Source organism: Adlercreutzia equolifaciens DSM 19450 (assembly GCF_000478885.1).
GTDB classification, from domain to species: Bacteria; Actinomycetota; Coriobacteriia; order Coriobacteriales; family Eggerthellaceae; genus Adlercreutzia; species Adlercreutzia equolifaciens.
Map to the genome: position 1 here is coordinate 1,884,779 of NC_022567.1, position 17,220 is coordinate 1,901,998.

Sequence of the window (17,220 nt, forward strand, 5' to 3'; positions counted from 1 at the left end):
CGATGTTCAGGAGATGAGTTTCATGGAGAAGACGGACGCCCCCGATGTGCTGCCGGTGATCCTCGGCGGAGACATCGGCGCCTACAGCCTCGCCCGGGCCTTCCACGAAGCTTACGGCATCGTGCCCTTGGTACTTTCCCAGGCCGACTGCCACATGTGCGGCGACTCCTCCATCCTCGTAAATCGCGTGGTGCCGCACCTTGAGCGGCCGGCGGTGCTCCTCTCCACCTTGGCCAACACTGCCGAGTGCTTCGGCAACCGCCCGCTGCTTTTGCTCGGCTGCGGCGATTGGTACGTGCGGCTCATCGTCGAGAACCGCGCCGTGCTGGAGAAGTCCTTCATCATCCCCTACATTGGCGAGGAATTGCTGAACCGACTCACCGAGAAGGATCGCTTCTATGAGCTGTGCGCGGAAGTCGGCGTGCCCGTGCCGCGCACCGTGGTGTTCGACGCCAGCGCAGACGGCGACGACCCGGCCACCGTGACACTTCCCTTCCCCTTCCCCGTGGTGGCGAAGCCCGCATCCTCGGCCGCCTACCACTACGCCGACTTCCCCGGCAAGCAGAAGGTCTTCTTCCTGCGCGACGCGGCGGAGCTTCGGGCGACGCTTGCGGCCGTGCAGAGCAGCCGCTACGAGGGGAAGCTCCTCATCCAGGAGATGATCCCCGGCGACGACACGAGCATGCGCATCCTCACCACCTACTCCGATCGGGACGGAAAGGTGCGCTTCGCCTCTTTCGGCCAGACGCTTTTGGAGGATATGCGGCCCATGGGCGTGGGCAACCCGCTCGCCATCGTGAGCCGCACCGACGAGACGATCGTGGCCGAGGCCGCGCGCCTTCTGGAGGCCGTGGGCTACACCGGTTTCGCGAACTTCGACATCAAGGTGGACCCGCGCGACGGCAGCCACCGTTTCTTCGAGATAAACACGCGTCTGGGTCGCAGCAACTACTACGTGACCGCCGCCGGCGACAACGTGGCCCGCTGGCTCATGGACGACCTCGTGCTGGGCCGACCCCTGCCCGAAGGGCTCACGGTGGCACGGGGCGAGTCGCTCTACACCGTGGCGCCCAAGGCCATCCTGCTCGACTACATCCGCGACGACGCCCTGCGTCGGGAGGTGCGGGGGCTGTACGCGCTCGGCCGCGATGCCGATCCGCTGGACTATCCGGCCGAGAAGAGCCTGCGCCGGCGCCTGTACCCCCTCGTCTTCGCGTTCCGCCAATGGAAGACCTGCCGGGCCGCCATGGCGGATAAGCGGGCCCGGGAGAAGGCGGCGGAGGATTTGGAAGGCGCCGGGGCCACAGCCGATCACCGCACGAAGGGGACTGCCTCCGGCAAAGACGACGAGCATGTTGCCTCCGCCTCGCCGGAGCTCCCGTTGGCAGACGGGCTGGCGGCCTGTGCGAAAGCGGCATCGTGAGCGGGCGCTTGGTAGGCGTGCTCGGCGGCACTGGACCTGCGGCCACGGCCTACTTCCTGCAGCGGCTCGTCGAGCGCACCGAGGCCCGCTGCGACCAGGATCACGTGCGCACCCTCGCCTTCAACGACACGGCCATCCCCGACCGCACGGCGTTTCTGCTGGGACGAAGCGACCGCTCTCCCCTCGAGGCGCTCATCGAGGATGGGCGTCTTCTGGAAGCCTGCGGCTGCGATCTTCTGGCGCTGCCCTGCAACACGGCCCACGGCTTCTTCGACGAACTGCAGGGCGCCTTGGGCATCCCCGTCGTCCACATGGTGCGCGAGACTGCCGCCGCCGCATCCGCTGTGGGCTTGGCGCGCATCGGCGTGCTCGCCACGAGCGGCACCGTGGCCGCCGACCTGTACGGGCGCGAGGCCGCACGGCTCGGCGTGGACTGCCTTTATCCGGACGCGACGACCCAGGGGCAGGTGAACCGCGTCATCTTCGACGAAGTGAAAGCAGGACGGCCCGTGGATGCGGCGGCACTCGAGCGGCTGGCGGCTCCCTTGCGGGCTGCGGGCTGCGACGGCGTCGTGCTCGGATGCACCGAGCTGTCTTTGGCCTTCGGCGGCGTGACGCGGGCGGCAGGACTTCCCGTGGTAGACGCCTTGGACGTACTAGCCGACTGCGTCATCATGCGTGCCGGCCGGCCGTCGAAAACCTCGAAAAACTTGTCACTTCAAAACTAGCCATTTGACCTGCAGTTTTCTTTGATATCACCAGGTCAGGAGCTTGGCAAGTTTTCCGCGCTTTGCGACACGAGCTTTCAGGAAGGATCCCTTATGTGCGGCTTTGTCGGCTTTATCGACGAGAACGACCAGACCTACGACCACCGCGCCGCCATCGTCGCCATGGCCGATGCCATCGCCCATCGCGGGCCCGATTCGGAAGGGTATTTCGAAGACGGCCGGGCCGCCTTGGGTTTCCGGCGTCTGGCCATCATCGATCTCGCCGGGGCGAACCAGCCCCTCTACAACGAGAATCGCTCGCTCGTGCTCGTCTTCAACGGCGAGATCTACAACTACCGGGAACTGCGCCGGCAGCTGATCGCTGCGGGCCACGCCTTCTCTACCCAGGGCGATGCGGAAGTGGTGCTCCACGGGTTCGAGCAGTGGGGCGAGGCAGTGCTCGACCGCCTGCGCGGCATGTTCGCCTTCGCCCTGTACGACACCGCCACGGGCGAGCTTTTCTGCGCCCGGGACGCCTTCGGCATCAAGCCGCTCTACTACGCCGTGGAAGGCGGCCGCATCCTGTTCGGCTCGGAGATCAAGGGGCTTCTCGCGCACCCGAACGCACGCCGGAGCCTGAACGAGCGGCGGCTCGCCCACTGGCTGTGCATGGAATACCTGCCCGACGAGGAGACCCTCTTCGAAGGCGTTCGCAAGTTGCCCGCCGGCCATTGGCTGCGCTGGCGCAACGGGCGCGCGGAACGCGGCCGCTGGTTCGTCCCGCGCTTCGCCCCCGACGCGGGACGCAGTCTAAAGGAGAGCACCGAGGCCATCGAGGCTGCCTTACGGGAGTCGGTGACGGCCCACGCCATCGCCGACGTGGATGTAGGCTGCTTCCTCTCGGCCGGGGTGGATTCCAGCCTCGTGGCCCGGGAGACCGCCCGCATCATGGAGGCGCGCACGTTCACCATCGGCTGGGGCGAGGGGCGCTTTTCGGAATTGGAAGCCGCCGCAACCTTCGCCCGGGCCACAGGGTTGCCGAACGAGGGGCGCATTCTCGACGCCGAGCAGTTCTTCGCCTCGGTGCCCGCCGTGCAGTACGCCATGGACGAGCCCCTGCCGAATCCCTCGGCGGTGCCGCTGTACCACCTGTGCGCGATGGCGGCCGAGTCGGTGAAGGTGGTGTTGTCGGGCGAAGGGGCCGACGAGCTGTTCGGCGGCTACCCCTACTACCAGGAGTGCCTTGCCTTTGCGCCTTACATGACGGTGCCCGCGCCCGCCCGCCGCGCCCTGGCCGCCGCAGCCCGGCACCTGCCCGAAGGCACCCACGGGCGGCGCTTCCTCATGCGCGGAGCGCACCCGCTTCCCGAGCGTTATATCCGCCTGGAATACAACTTCCCATGGGCCGAGGCGCTCGATCTTCTGGCGCCCGAGCTGGGCGCGCGCTGCGCCGCGGCTCCGACTCCTTGGGAACTTGCGGCGCCCCTCTTCGCGGAAATCGAGGCGGATGAAATCACCGCCATGCAGACCGCCGACATCCTCACGTGGATGCAGCAAGACATTTTGCTGAAAGCGGACAAAATGTCCATGGCGTCGTCGCTGGAGCTGCGCGTTCCCTTCCTCGATCGCGAGGTGTTCGCCCTGGCAAGCACGCTGCCCGCCTCCCAGCGCGTCGGACGCCGCGAGACGAAAATCGCCCTGCGCGCCGCCGCAGCCCGCACGCTGCCGCAAGCCACGGCCGCCATGCCCAAGCAGGGCTTCGTCACCCCGCTCGCCCAGTGGCTGCAGGAAGAGCCCTGGCGTTCCCAGGTGCGCGAGATACTGAACGGCGAGCGTGCCCGTCGTTTCTTCCGCACCGACCGCTTGAATGCACTACTTGACGAGCACCAGCACGGCGCCCGCTCCCATATGAAGAAGATCTGGTCGGCCTACTGCTTCCTCATCTGGCACGAGCAGTACTTCGACTGACGATCCCTTTGGCTTGCGGGAATGCCCAAAGCCAATCCTCATGGAAGATTGCACGAGCATCGCAGATGCCTAAGCGCTTTTACCTGCCAGAAGTAAGATGGGATTGCATAAACAAGAAAACGACTGAAGTTCGTCTAGAGAAAAGACAGGGTTTGAAACAAGACAGGCGAGGCACCGGGCAAATCGGGAGGGAGGGGGGTGAATCTGTCCGGTGCCCGCCTCTACGTGGGATTATACAGACTGGAAGAGTATTCTTCGCGACATTAGCGAGGTTCATGAAAGGGTCACAGTTCGATCACCTGGAGGAGAGTCGCGAAAATCACTCCCGACTAAAAAGAGGTAAGCATCTTCAGAACGCCCCGCAGTTTGCAACTACTCGAAATCACGCCGCCAGAAATGACAAATGTTTTGCTGACACGGCAACCCACCCTATGCTACTGTGACAATCAGAAGAGAAAAGTTCGATCCCGATCGAACGACCCGAGGAGGCCTTATGAGATTTGTCATCGCCCTTGTCGTTTCCTTCGCGCTGGTCTGGCTGTGCGCCAAGCCCCTCAAGAAATACCCCGTGCCCTTCTACTTGGGTGCCGTCGCGCTTCTCGGGCTGTACTTCTGGGGGTCGGCCACCGGCGTGCGCAACGAGGTATGGTCGTACTTCCAGCCGCTCATGCAGCGGTGCGCCCTGGCGTTTCTGCTGTTCTCCATCGTGATGTTCGTGGGCGTGCTCGGCGAGAAGAACCCCCTGCGCACCCACCTCATGCCCATCCGTCGACAGCTGTCCATCCTCGCCTGCATCTTCGCCGTGGGCCACATCGCCTTCTACGCCGCATCCTACGTGCCGCGCCTGACGAGCGCCTTTACGGGCAATCTCGCCTTCTCGCTAGGACTTGCGGCGCTGATCACCGCGCTCATGGCGGTGCTGTGGGTCACGTCGGCCCAGCGCGTAAAGCACGCCATGAAGGCGGCCAGCTGGAAGCGCGTGCAGCGGCTCGCCTACCCCTTCTACGTGCTCACCTACGTGCACCTGGCGCTGCTGCTCATGCCAAGCGCCCTTGCGGGCAACGATGTGGCCGTGCTAAGCATCGCCGTATACTCCATCGTCATGGGCGCCTACGTGGTCCTGCGCCTCCGCAGAGCCCTCGCCGACCGCCGCACCGAGGCCACCGCCGCAACCCCCGACCTCGACCTGGAGGCCGTTGCAGCTTAGCGTCAAACCACCAGTCTGAAATCACTACTGTGTCTAAAACGGCTAGTTTTTCTCCAAAATATGCCTCACGCAGAAAACTGCGACTGCTTACGCGGAAACGGCTTGAACAATGGCTTCTTTAAGAGCGGCCACAAGGGGCTTTTCCGGAACGCCGAGCTTAGTGGCCAGCCCAAGAGTGAGCGTGAAATCATCTCCACTCGCAAGGGGCCGATAGGCAATTCCCTCATGAGGTCTTTCGGCATTGTGCGCTGGCGAGAAATCGACACCCTGGCCCGATCGTACGAATTCCTGAGCTGCTTCCAAACTAAAGGGGACGGGGGCGTAACGGGGCGTGAGGCCATAACGGGCAAACCCTTCGACAATATGCCGGTAGGTCACATCCAGATCAGGCGTGGGAAACAGGTCAATCTCGGCCAAATCGGAGAAACTAATCGCCTCCTGCGTTGCAAGCTTGTGCCTTTCAGGCACAGCGACAAGGAGGCGCCCCTCCATCAGGGGCGTGAATTCGAACACCGCAGAATCGGGACGACCCGCAACCAACGCCATATCCACTGTCCCGCGCTCCAACGCCTTCAGACAAGCATCACTCGTCAACTCGAACAGCCGCAGATCCGCATCGTCGTAGGAGGCACGGAACCCTCGCAGGGTTGCCAGGGTGAAACCGGGGCCGCTTTCCCGCAAGCTTGCGGTGGCGTAGGCAAAAGTGGCCGTATGGCGCGTGCTCTCATGCCACTGGAGGGCAAACCCCTCAGCTTCCCGCACGGCTTCCAGAACGCGTTCGCACTTCGGCAGAAAGCGGGCGCCGAAGTCGGTCAACTCGATACCCTGACGCCGGCGATGGAATAACGGCGTCTTCACCTCGCCTTCAAGGGACGCCACCGAAGCCGACAACGTTTGTTGAGTGACGAAGGCGCTCTTCGCCGCTGCAGAGAACGAGCCGGCCTTTGCCGCCAGAACGAAATACTCAATTTGCCGCACATCCATCGCTGCTCCCCTTTCCCTTGTCCCCATCATACCCCAAAGCGGCTAGTAAACCGATTTCCAGCGCGCAAAAGAGCGGACGCCGCGCAAACGGCGCCCGCCCGTGGGGAGGCGATAGCAATCGGCGCTGGTTCGCAGATCGCGCCCTCGGGAAGAGCGCAAACCAACTGCCGCCAAGACGACCCCGATTCTTAGCCCTGGGCGGCCGTCACCCCGGCAAGATACCCGGAGCCCACGCAGAAGCCCTGGGCCGAGCCGCCCTCGAAGTAGGGAACGGCCCAAAAATCGCCGTCGACGCCGGCCACGAACAGACCAGGGATGGGATTGGCATCGGCATCCACGGCGCGGCAGTATCCGTCAGTCTTGATGCCGCCCAAGGTCACCCAAGCCGCGATGTCGAGCTCCACTACATACAGCGAGCCGGTGTCCACGGCGCGCAGGAATTGGGCCTCCTTGAACATTTCCTCGTCCACGCCAGTGGCGCAATAGCCGTTGTAGGCCTCCAGGGTGTCGGCAAGGTTCTCCATCCCGCAGGCCTCAGCCAGCGCCTCGGCCGAATCCGCCTTCCAAATCCAGCCCTCGTCGATGCCCTGCTGAACCTTTTCGGGAAGCGCGGTCAGCGTCTTGTCCATGAAGCCCATCTGAACGCCCGGCGCCATGTTGCCGAAAGCGTCCTCGGAAATGAAGTCCATAATAGGCGTGGTGGCCAGCTCGTCGATGAGCCCGTCGTCGATCACCATGTAGTATACGCCCTCGCGCAGAAGCGGCTCGCCGCAGTACATGGTGTGCTTGGCCATGGTGCCCTCGTCCATGAAGCGCGACCCGTGCTTATTCACCATGAGGCCGCCGAACAAAGGCAGGCTGAACACCGGCGTGTCGTTGCAATCCGACAGGCTCACGAAGCGGTCGGCGGACTTCATGTTGCAGGCGCCGGACTCATTGATAGAGGTGCTGAAGTTCTTGCCCATCTGGGCACCGGCCGACTGGGCCAGCCTGATGCCCGCGCCGTCGTTGTACTGGTTGCCCGTGCCGTACATGACCGAGCCGGAGTAGTAGTCGCGCAGCATGCCCTCGTTCTGAATAAAGCCGCCGGTGGCGATGATGACGTTGCTCGCGCGCACGTCGGTCACGATAGATCCGCTTTCATAGCGCACGCCCACCACAACGCCGTCCTCGATGAGCAGGTTGGTGACCTCGGCATCCCAACGGGAATCGACGCCGAACTTGTCGAGCATGCCCTGCAGCGCCTCGGCGCGCTCCGCCCCACTGGTGGCATAAATGTGACCGCCGCGGTTCAGCATAAGCGTGCTCTCGTCAGCGCCCTCGAAAGCGAACATGAAGGGCACGCCGCCCTCGATCATAAGATCGATGCCCTTGCCTGAGGCCGGCAGCACATTGCGCAGAAGCGGGGCGTTGGTCTGGTAGTGAGTCGACGTCCAGATGAAGTCGAACATATCCTTAGTGGTCAGGTGGTTGTCGTACTGAAGCTCGGGGCTGGATTCCACGGCCCACACGCCAGACACCATCGCGGCATTCGTGGCGCCCATGGAGGCCGAGCGATCGAGGCCGATGACCTTCGCGCCCTCCTTAGCCGCGGCAGAGGCCGCCACCAGCCCGCTCGTTCCCAGGCCCACCACGACCACGTCACAGCTCTCCTCGGTATCGGCGGCGGGAAGCTCCTCCGCTGTCGGCGCCTCGGCCGCCACATCGGCCGAACCGGCCTGCGCGGCATTGTTCGCTTGAGGGGCGCAGCCGGCAAGCCCTAAGGCCGCCAGCCCCGCCGCGCCTAAGGCGCCAAGGCCGAGGAACGAGCGCCGGGAGATGCCCTCGCCCATCGGCGCTGCATCTTCCATCGCGCAGCTGGCCTTTTCCATCGCGTTCGTGTTCTTTTCCACGGGAACCCTCCTTCGTCGTTGCCTGTTTCCCTGGGAAAAGCATACGCGCCGCCCGGCTCCTTGCATAACAAACGCTGCCGAGGGTTCTTCAGGAAGATTTTGTAGGTGCGTTCGTCAGCGAAACCCCTCCTTTTTGCATGAGATCGCCGCTTATGAGCGTCTCGAGTGGAGGGAATCTTGTATAACGCGGCTAACCAATACTAACGACCTGGGGTTTTGCGAAAGTGTCGGCTGGCCAATTTGGAGTCCGCACCCCCGAGACGCTCATAACCGTCGATCTCATGCAAAAACCGAGGGTTGAGTTGACCGACAGACCCCCAGAGGCTGAAACGCTCCAAATCAAGAGAAGAGCATCGGGAAAACTAGCTCTTGCTGTCGCAGAAGTGCCGCAGCCGCGATCTCGCTGTCTCAGAGATTCCGCAGTTGACGCTCTTACTATCGCAAACGCGGTGACAACCAAAGAAAAGGGAGCCCGGAGGCTCCCTTTCGGTTGCGGCCCAAGGCGGCCGACAAGCTCTGGCGTACGCTCGCGCTACTCGGCGGCGTAGAGGTCCTTGAGCTTCTGCAGGTGCGACCAGCGGGCCATGGCGGCCTGCTCGTTCTCGGCAAACAGCTCCTCGGCGCGCTCGGGGAACTCGCGGGTCAGGCGGCTGTAGCGAGCCTCGTTCATGAGGAAGTTCTGGTACTCGCCCTCGGCCGGATCCTTCGAGTCGATGACGAGCTTCTTGCCCGGAGCGCCCTCGGGGTTGAAGCGCAGCAGGTTCCAGTAGCCGCAGTCGACGGCCTTCTTCATCTCGGTCTGGCAGTTGGTCATGCCGCCCTTGATGGAGTGCATCTCGCAGGGGCTGTAGCCAATGATGAGCGAGGGGCCCGGATAGGCCTCGGCCTCGGTGATGGCCTTGATGGTCTGGTTGAGGTTGGCGCCCATGGCCACCTGGGCCACGTACACGTAGCCGTAGGTCATGGCGATCTCGGCCAGCGACTTCTTCTTCACGTCCTTGCCGGCGGCGGCGAACTGCGCCACCTGGCCGAGGTTGGAGGCCTTCGAGGCCTGGCCGCCGGTGTTGGAGTACACCTCGGTGTCGAACACGAACACATTCACGTCCTTGCCGGAGGCGAGCACGTGGTCGAGTCCGCCGTAGCCGATGTCGTAGGCCCAGCCGTCGCCGCCGAAGATCCACACGGACTTCTTGGTCAGATACTCCTTGTTGGCCAGGATGCCGGCCGCCAGCTCGGCCACCTCGCCGGTACCCTCGGCCGCCGCCGAAAGGGCCGCCACATAGGCCTCCGCCGCCGCCTTGGAGGCCTCGGCGTCGGCACGGGCCTCGAGCCACGCGCGGGCCGCGTCGGCCAGATCCCCGGCCGCGCCGCCGCACTCGATGAGCGCCTCGGAGTCAACGACGACCTTGTCCTGCACGGCCTCGTAGCCGAGCAGCATGCCCATGCCGTGCTCGGCGTTGTCCTCGAACAGCGAGTTCGACCAGGCCGGGCCATGGCCGTCGGCGTTCACCGTGTAGGGCGACGTCGCTGCCGGACCGCCCCAGATGGAGGAGCAGCCCGTCGCGTTGGCGATATACATGCGATCGCCGAACAGCTGGGTGACCAGGCGGGCATAGGAGGTCTGGGCGCAGCCGGCGCAGGAGCCGGAGAACTCGAGCAGGGGCTGCTTGAACTGGCTCGCCTTCACCGACGTGCCCTCGAGCTCGGGCTTGCGGGCGACCTTGCTCACGCAGTAATCGAACACCGGCTGCTCGTCGAGCGTATCGGCGATGGGCTTCATGGTGAGCGAGTCGGTCGGGCACTGGATGACGCACAGGCCGCAGCCCATGCAGTCGAGCGGCGAGACGGCAAGCACGTACTGCATGTCAGCGCCCACCTTGCCCTTGACGGGAACATGCTTGGTCTGAGCCGGGGCCGCCGCCAGCTCCTCGTCGGTCAGCGCGAAGGGACGGATGGTGGCGTGCGGGCACACGAACGCGCACTGGTTGCACTGGATGCAGGTGTCGGGCGTCCACTCGGGCACCGACACGGCCACGCCGCGCTTCTCGAAGGCCGCGGCGCCCAGCGGGAACTGGCCGTCCTCGTAGCCGACGAACGCGGACACGGGCAGGGAGTCGCCGTCCATGCGGCCCACGGGGAACATGATGCTCTCCACGAGCGAGACCGTCTCGGGACGGCCCTCGATGCCGGAAGCCTTCGGCGCATCCTCGGCCGTCTTCCACGCCTCGGGCACCTCCACCTGCACGAAGGCAGTGGCGCCGGCGTCGATGGCCTTGTGATTCATGTCCACGATGTCCTGGCCCTTCTTGGCGTAGGACTTCGTGGCGGCATCCTTCATGTACTGGATGGCCTCCTCCTGCGGCATGACCTTCGCCAGGGTGAAGAAGGCGGACTGAAGGATGGTATTGGTGCGCTTGCCCATGCCGATCTCGATGGCCAGGTCGATGGCGTTGATGAGGTAGAGCTTGATGTCGTTTTCGGCGATGTAGCGCTTGGCCGCGGCCGACAGGTGCTCCTCCAGCTCGTCTGCCGTCCACTGGCAGTTGATGAGCAGGGCACCACCGGGCTTCACGTCGCGCACGATCGGGAAGTCCTTGGTGATGTAGGAGGGATTGTGGCAGGCCACGAAGTCGGCCTTGTTCACATAGTAGGGGCTGCGGATGGGGCTATCGCCGAAGCGCAGGTGCGAGATGGTCACGCCGCCGGTCTTCTTCGAGTCGTACTGGAAGTAGGCCTGCACGTACTTGTCGGTGTGGTCGCCGATGATCTTGATGGAGTTCTTGTTCGCGCCCACGGTGCCGTCGCCGCCGAGGCCCCAGAACTTGCACTCGATGGTGCCGGGAGCGGCGGTATTGGGGGCGGGAACCTCGGGCAGCGACAGGTTCGTCACGTCGTCGACGATGCCGATGGTGAACTGGCGGCGCGGCTCGTCCTTCTCAAGCTCGGTGTACACGGCGAACACGGAGGACGGCGGGGTGTCCTTGGAGCCGAGGCCGTAGCGGCCGCCGATGACGGTGATGCCGTCGCGGCCCTCAACGGACAGCGCGTTCACGACATCCATGTACAGCGGCTCGCCGATGGAACCGGGCTCCTTGGTGCGGTCGAGCACGGCGATCTTCTTCACCGTCTCGGGCAGAGCGGCCACGAACTTCTCGGTGACGAAGGGGCGGTACAAGCGCACCTTCACGAGGCCCACCTTCTCGCCGTTGGCGTTGAGGTAGTCGATGACCTCCTCGGCCACGTCGCAAATGGAGCCCATAGCCACGATGACGCGGTCGGCGTCCGGGGCGCCGTAGTAGTTGAACAGCTGGTAGTTGGTGCCCAGCTTCGCGTTCACCTTCTCCATGTACTCCTCCACCACGGCCGGCAGGTCGTTGTAGATGGAGTTGCAGGACTCGCGGTGCTGGAAGAAGATGTCGCCGTTCTCGTGGGAGCCGCGCATGGCCGGGCGCTCCGGGTTCAGGGAGTGCTCGCGGAAGGCGCGCACGGCGTCCATGTCGCACATCTCGGCCAGATCGTCGTAATCCCACACCTGGATCTTCTGGATCTCGTGGGAGGTGCGGAAGCCGTCGAAGAAGTTCAGGAAGGGAACGCGGCCCTTGATGGCGGCCAGGTGCGCCACGGCGGACAGATCCATGACCTCCTGCACGTTGCCCTCGGCGAGCATCGCGAAACCGGTCTGGCGGCAGGCCATGACGTCGGAGTGGTCGCCGAAGATGTTGAGCGCCTGGGTGGAGACGGTACGGGCCGACACATGGAAGACGGTCGGCAGCTGCTCGGCGGCGATCTTGTACATGTTGGGAATCATGAGGAGCAGGCCCTGGCTGGCCGTGTAGGTGGTGGTCAGCGCGCCGGTGGCCAGAGAGCCGTGAACCGCGCCGGCCGCACCGCCCTCGGACTGCATCTCGCACACCTTCACCGTGGTGCCGAAGATGTTCTTGCGGCCCTGGGCGGCCCAGATGTCGACGAAGTCGGCCATGGGGCTCGAAGGCGTGATCGGGTAGATGCCGGCAACCTCCGTGAACGCATACGAGACATGCGCTGCGGCGTTGTTGCCGTCCATCGACTTGAGTTCTCTCGTCATGTTCCTCTCCTTTGCATCTGGCCCGCACGGAATCGGCCGGCTTGCGGCCTCGTCGCTCAACGCGCGGGTGGTACTGTCGCGGAGAGGTCGGAGGGACGAAGCGCGTCCGACGATGCGGGTCGGATTTGCTCTGCGAACAGAAATACCTGTCCGATATTAGCAGCCCGGCAACGCTGACGCGCCGTCAATGCCCCCGCGCGCCGCACTAGGCTTATCCCCGTCGGTCGGCGGGGCACCTGCAGCTTTGTCATGGGGTTTCTTCGAGCTGCTCCAACTTTCTATATAATAGGCTGCGGAAAACGAAGAAGGAGCCTTTACGATGCTGAACTTCCCCCTCACGCGGCGGGCCTTTGTGGCTGGGACAGCGGCGACGGCGCTGGCGTTGGCCGGCTGCTCGGTGGAGCAGCCCATCGAGCCCGGGCCCGCGCCGGCAGATCCGGCCGACGACAATGCCCCCACCGAGCCCGTGGCCGCGCAGAGCGGCGTGGCCCGCACGCTCACGGCCGCCGTGGCCTACGAAGGGAGCGATCCGAACCCCATCGGCACGAGCTCCGGCGTCTTCCTCGCGGCCGGCTGGCACGTCTTCGAGGGGCTCTACGAGCTGAACATGCACACCTACCGGGCCGAGTGCGGCCTGGCAGCCGACGCGCCCGTTCAGATAGACGACTTGGAATACGAGGTGACCCTGCGCGAGGACACCGTCTTCTCCGACGGCTCGCCGCTCACCTCCGCCGATGTCGTGAACGCCTTCGAGCGCAACGGCGAAAGCGACCTGTACGGCGCGTTCCTCTCGTTCATCACGGCAGTGTCGGCCCCCGACGAACGCACGGTGCGCTTCAAGCTGAACGCCCCCATGGGATCGGTGCTGCAGGAGCGCCTGGCCCTCGTCCGGGTGTTCCCGGCAACGCTCACCGACGAGGAGCTGGCAAGCAAACCCGTCGGCTCGGGTCCGTGGTGCTACGAGACCATCAACGCCGCCGACGGGGGCCGCATCTCCTTCACGGCGAACCACCGCTACACCGGCCCCTGGCCGGCCACCTGCGAGCGCATGGAATGGTCGGTGCTGCTGGACGATACGCGCCGCACTGACGAGCTTATCGACAAAGACGTCATGGTCATGGAGGCCGCCCCGGTCGTGCGCGCCGAGGAGCTGGCCGATGCGGGGGCCACGGTGGAATGGGTGCCCGGGTTCAACCTCCCCTTCCTCATGTTCAACTGCGAGAAGCCGCCCTTCGACGACGTGCGCGTGCGCCAGGCGCTGCTGTACGCCATCGACGTCGACTCGCTCATCGGCACGTATATGGCGGCCCACGCGCGGGCGGCCACGTCCCTTCTGCCCGATTACTTCCGGCATTACCACCGCGCGGCCACGGTCTACAGCTACGACCCGGAGAAAGCGCGCAAGCTTCTGGCCGAGGCCGGCGTCGACGAGCTGGCGCTGACCCTGCGCGCGAACGACAACTGGGTGAGCACGCTCGCCCCCGCCATCGCAGAGGACTGGAAGGCCGTGGGCGTCACCGCCGAGGTGGTGCTCCTGGACACGACGGCCCTGTTTGCGGACCTATCCACGGAACCGGAGCCGGGCACGCTTCTGCCCTTCGACGTCGTGCTCTCCCCCGGCGACCCGTCGTGCTTCGGAAACGACGCCGACCTCATCATCAGCTGGTGGTACGGCGACAACGTATGGACGCGCGCCCGCAGCCGCTGGGCCACAACGCCGGCCTTCGCGGAGGTGGCAGAACTTCTGGCCGAGGCGCGGTCGAAGACCTCCGAGGACGAGCAGCAGCCCCTGTGGAACCAATGCTTCGACATCATCGCCGCCGAGGTGCCCCTCTATCCGCTGTTTCATCGCGAGACGGCCACGGCCTGGTGGACGGCCCAGCTGGACGACTACGACCCCATCTCGGCCACGGGACTCAACTTCCTCGGCACGACGCCCATGCGCGACGCCGATCCCATTTAGCGCCAGAAGACCACCGCGTCGAGCAGCCCCTGGTAGGCCCACGGGTAAACATCCGAGTACCAGCCGGTTTCCGGGGCAAGGCAGAGCAGCGCGCTGTAGGCCACCGATACGCCGACGAGCACGAGCAGAAGCTTCAGCATGAGATCATGCAGGGCCGCCCGCTCGGCCAACGACTCGTTCACCACGAAGCACAGAAGCACGGCGGCGGCCAGGAACATGAAGCTGAAATCGGCGTAGTACCGCTGCAGGATGCCCGCCAGCTCCGCATCGAGCAGCGCCACGAGCACGCCGGAGACCACCAGCACCACGATGATGCCGAAGATGGTACGCGTCTCGGCCTGACGCGCCCGCATCCCCAAAATGCGTCGCGTGAAGGCGAGCACCCACAGAATCGGAAGGCAGGCGAGGATGCCGCCGAAGGTCACTTCCTTGATGGTCTGCCCCATGTAGGTGGTCTCGAAAGGCGCCGGCTGCAAAAACGGGAAGACGCCGGTCATGCAGGGCGGCTGCAGGAAGTAGGTGAAGAACGCCGGGGCCAGACGACCGACGTTCATGCCGCGCTTGGTCATGTCGTTCACCGTCAGATTGTAGTTCGCGCCGAAATCGGTCAGCGAGCCGAAGCGCGCGTAGTTGTAGGCCATGATGCCCGCGGCCACCAGAACGTAGGGGGCCACCAGGCAGGCGAACTCCACGACGCCCCGGCGGGTGGCCAGCCGGCGCTCGGTGATGTAGGTGCGCCAGAACAGCGGGAAGGCCAGAAGCGACAGCACGAGCAGCTGGGGACGGCAGCCGGCCACGAGCGCCATGCACAGCGATCCGGCGAACAGCCAGCCGCACTTGTGCGCGGCGAGCCGCGAGCGCATCCAGCAATACAGGCCCCACACCGAGAACGCCAGGCCGCACATGATGGGCAGGGAATAGAAGGTCGGGAATTTCACCAGATACATGATGCCGCAGCAGAACACGAGCGGTATCTGAAGCAGCAGGTACACACCGAGGCTCACCGAACGGAAATGGTAGCGGGCGAACCGGTCGAGCAGGGCCGTGGCTCCTAAGATGAACAGCAGCGCCATAACGAGCACACCGATGGCCGTGGGGAAATTGGCCCCGGTGAGCAGATAGAAGGGCAGGTAGAACAGCAGCACCGGCACCACGCCGAAGTAGACGTAGTAGTGCCCGTCATGATAGGCCACGTCGAACAGATAGGGCTCGCCGGTCTCCTTCTGGGCCTCGTCGCGGGCGCCCTTGTCGTAAGGGTCTTCCATATCCTTGAGCCACTGGGGCGGCTCCTCCTCCAGGTACAGCTGGCCTTTGGCCATGGCCTGGGCCAGCATGGCGTACTGCTGCGCGTTGTCGCCGCCCACCTCGAAGGTGTTCACGAGCGACGTGCCGTTCCAAGCGCCGTAGTTGTAGGAAGAGGTGGCCACGCCCACGAGGTTCGAGCCGTAGAAGAGGAACGTCGTCGTAAGCGCCAGCTCGATGGCCACGGCGAAGATGATGCCCGCCTTCGACTTGCGCGGGTTCTCGACAATGCGAATGCGGTAGATGGCCGACTTGGGACGGAACGCGTAGCCCAAAAGCAGCAGCCCGAAAACGGCCACAAAGCGCAACGGGTTGAAGGCGAAGGGGCGGTGGGCATTCAGGGAAACGCCGTTCAAGAGGATGGGGTAGGAGACGTCCTCCCCCACTACCTCGATGCGCAAGTTCTCCACGTACCCGGCGGTCTGCAGGTTGATGAACTTGCTCGGATCCACCACCGTGGACACGCTCGCATCGGGGATGCCGACGGTGTACTCCGTGGTGTCGAAATAGGTCTGGTGGGCCGAGTCGGTGAACTGGATCTTCACGGCGATGTTCTGGGCCGGCTGATCGGCATTGAAATCGATGCGGATGTTGCGCACCTCGGTGTTCAGGCTGGAGAACTCGAGCGTGTGATCCACATCAGTGAGCAGAAAGGCACCCTCGTCGTTGCGCTGGAGCTGAATACGGTCGTCCAAGTTGATGGTTCGATAGCCCGACGAAGTGAAGAAGTTGATATTGAAGACGAAGACCTCCAACGCCAGGGCGATAAGAGCAATGATCGCCACCGCCCGGGCCACCTTCAACAAGGTACCGCGGTAGACGAGCATGAAATGCTCGAAGGTGTAGGCTATGTTCTCGCGCACAGTGGGCATGAAGGGAATTATACCGTAGGGGCATCACTTGGTCTGCTCTCACGAAGGAAACGGAAGCGCATTCCCTCTCGTAGGGGCTGACCTTGGTCAGCCCTCGCAAGCAGAACGACAGCGCACGACAAAAAAAGGGGCGACCAAGGTCGCCCCCTACGGGTTTGGCTGTGCGTCCTCCGGCCTACAGGTCGAGGGCCTCCTTGACGTCGGCGTACACCACGTTCGGGTCGCGGTCGCCGTCGATGGTGACGAGCAGCTCGCAGCCGCGGTAGTAGTCGATCAGCGGGCTCGTGGACGTCTCGTACACGTCGAGACGGTTGCGCACCGTGGCCTCGTTGTCGTCGTCGCGCTGGTACATCTCGCCGCCGCACTTGGGGCAGGTGTCGCCGTCGGCGGCGCTGCCGATGTAGCCGCAGTCGCGGCACATGCGACGAGAGGTGAGACGGGCCACAATGACCTCGGGATCCACATCGATGAGCAGGGCGGCGTCCAGCGGACGGCCCAACTTGGAGAGCTCCGCGTCCAGCGCCACGGCCTGGGCCGAGGTGCGCGGGAAGCCGTCCAGGATGAAGCCAGCGGCCGTGTCGTCGTCCTGCAGGCGCTCGGTCACCAGACCGATGATGACGTCGTCGGGCACCAAGTCGCCGGCGTCCATGTAGGACTTGGCCTTCTGGCCCAGCTCGGTGCCGGCGGCCACGGCGGCGCGCAGCATGTCGCCCGTAGAGATATGGGGCGTGGAGAACTCCTCCACCAGCTTGGCGGCCTGAGTACCCTTGCCGGCACCCGGCGCCCCCAAAAGCACGATGTTCATAGCAAACATCCTT

At 64.5% G+C, this 17,220-nt stretch carries 10 protein-coding genes; 5 read left to right on the forward strand and 5 right to left on the reverse strand.

The annotated features are described in order from the left end of the window. Window positions 1-22 precede the first annotated feature (22 nt). The 4 genes from AEQU_RS07430 (at window position 23) to AEQU_RS07445 (ending at window position 5,305) form a co-directional block, all read left to right on the forward strand. Window positions 23-1,423: a carboxylate--amine ligase gene (locus tag AEQU_RS07430; protein WP_022740311.1), complete on the forward strand. Its 1,401-nt coding sequence runs from the start codon at window positions 23-25 to the stop codon at window positions 1,421-1,423. After that, window positions 1,420-2,151, forward strand: coding sequence for a cysteate racemase (cuyB, locus tag AEQU_RS07435; protein ID WP_022740312.1), 732 nt, complete (start codon window positions 1,420-1,422; stop codon window positions 2,149-2,151). Before AEQU_RS07430 ends, cuyB begins: the two co-directional genes overlap by 4 nt. A 93-nt stretch (window positions 2,152-2,244) precedes the next feature. After that, on the forward strand, window positions 2,245-4,098 hold the full coding sequence (asnB, locus tag AEQU_RS07440) for an asparagine synthase (glutamine-hydrolyzing) (RefSeq protein WP_022740313.1): 1,854 nt from the start codon (window positions 2,245-2,247) through the stop codon (window positions 4,096-4,098). 493 nt (window positions 4,099-4,591) lie between these two features. Beyond that, a complete protein-coding gene (locus AEQU_RS07445) occupies window positions 4,592-5,305 on the forward strand; it encodes a ferric reductase-like transmembrane domain-containing protein (RefSeq protein WP_022740314.1) in 714 nt (237 codons plus the stop codon). Between the two features lie 87 nt (window positions 5,306-5,392). On the opposite strand, the gene AEQU_RS07450 is transcribed toward AEQU_RS07445, so the two are convergent. The 3 genes from AEQU_RS07450 to nifJ all read right to left on the reverse strand — a co-directional run bounded on the left by AEQU_RS07450 (window position 5,393) and on the right by nifJ (window position 12,265). Further along, window positions 5,393-6,289, reverse strand: a complete 897-nt coding sequence (locus AEQU_RS07450; RefSeq protein ID WP_022740315.1) for a LysR family transcriptional regulator — start codon at window positions 6,287-6,289, stop codon at window positions 5,393-5,395. 188 nt (window positions 6,290-6,477) lie between these two features. Next, a complete protein-coding gene (locus tag AEQU_RS07455; protein WP_022740316.1) occupies window positions 6,478-8,181 on the reverse strand; it encodes an FAD-dependent oxidoreductase in 1,704 nt (567 codons plus the stop codon). A 532-nt stretch (window positions 8,182-8,713) separates the two neighbouring features. Then, window positions 8,714-12,265 carry a pyruvate:ferredoxin (flavodoxin) oxidoreductase gene (nifJ, locus tag AEQU_RS07460; protein WP_022740317.1) on the reverse strand — a complete coding sequence of 1,184 codons (3,552 nt, stop codon included), beginning with the start codon at window positions 12,263-12,265 and terminating at the stop codon, window positions 8,714-8,716. Window positions 12,266-12,584: 319 nt separating this feature from the next. Between nifJ and AEQU_RS07465 the strand changes: the two genes are divergently transcribed. Beyond that, window positions 12,585-14,228, forward strand: coding sequence for an ABC transporter substrate-binding protein (locus AEQU_RS07465; RefSeq protein WP_022740318.1), 1,644 nt, complete (start codon window positions 12,585-12,587; stop codon window positions 14,226-14,228). Here the strand turns inward: AEQU_RS07465 and AEQU_RS07470 are convergent. Both AEQU_RS07470 and AEQU_RS07475 read right to left on the reverse strand, forming a co-directional pair. Then, window positions 14,225-16,402 (reverse strand): hypothetical protein, encoded by a 2,178-nt coding sequence (locus tag AEQU_RS07470; protein WP_022740319.1) that lies wholly within the window; start codon window positions 16,400-16,402, stop codon window positions 14,225-14,227. The two genes, AEQU_RS07465 and AEQU_RS07470, sit on opposite strands and share 4 nt — an antisense overlap. 175 nt (window positions 16,403-16,577) lie before the next feature. Next, on the reverse strand, window positions 16,578-17,207 hold the full coding sequence (locus tag AEQU_RS07475) for an adenylate kinase (protein ID WP_022740320.1): 630 nt from the start codon (window positions 17,205-17,207) through the stop codon (window positions 16,578-16,580). Window positions 17,208-17,220: the final 13 nt, after the last annotated feature.

Excerpts from the sequence above, each read along its gene's own strand:
- AEQU_RS07430 (WP_022740311.1), top strand. The coding sequence starts at position 23 with ATGGAGAAGACGGACGCCCCCGATGTGCTGCCGGTGATCCTCGGCGGA.
- asnB (WP_022740313.1), top strand. The coding sequence starts at position 2,245 with ATGTGCGGCTTTGTCGGCTTTATCGACGAGAACGACCAGACCTACGAC.
- AEQU_RS07445 (WP_022740314.1), top strand. The coding sequence starts at position 4,592 with ATGAGATTTGTCATCGCCCTTGTCGTTTCCTTCGCGCTGGTCTGGCTG.
- AEQU_RS07450 (WP_022740315.1), bottom strand. The coding sequence starts at position 6,289 with ATGGATGTGCGGCAAATTGAGTATTTCGTTCTGGCGGCAAAGGCCGGC.
- nifJ (WP_022740317.1), bottom strand. The coding sequence starts at position 12,265 with ATGACGAGAGAACTCAAGTCGATGGACGGCAACAACGCCGCAGCGCAT.
- AEQU_RS07465 (WP_022740318.1), top strand. The coding sequence starts at position 12,585 with ATGCTGAACTTCCCCCTCACGCGGCGGGCCTTTGTGGCTGGGACAGCG.
- AEQU_RS07470 (WP_022740319.1), bottom strand. The coding sequence starts at position 16,402 with ATGCCCACTGTGCGCGAGAACATAGCCTACACCTTCGAGCATTTCATG.
- AEQU_RS07475 (WP_022740320.1), bottom strand. The coding sequence starts at position 17,207 with ATGAACATCGTGCTTTTGGGGGCGCCGGGTGCCGGCAAGGGTACTCAG.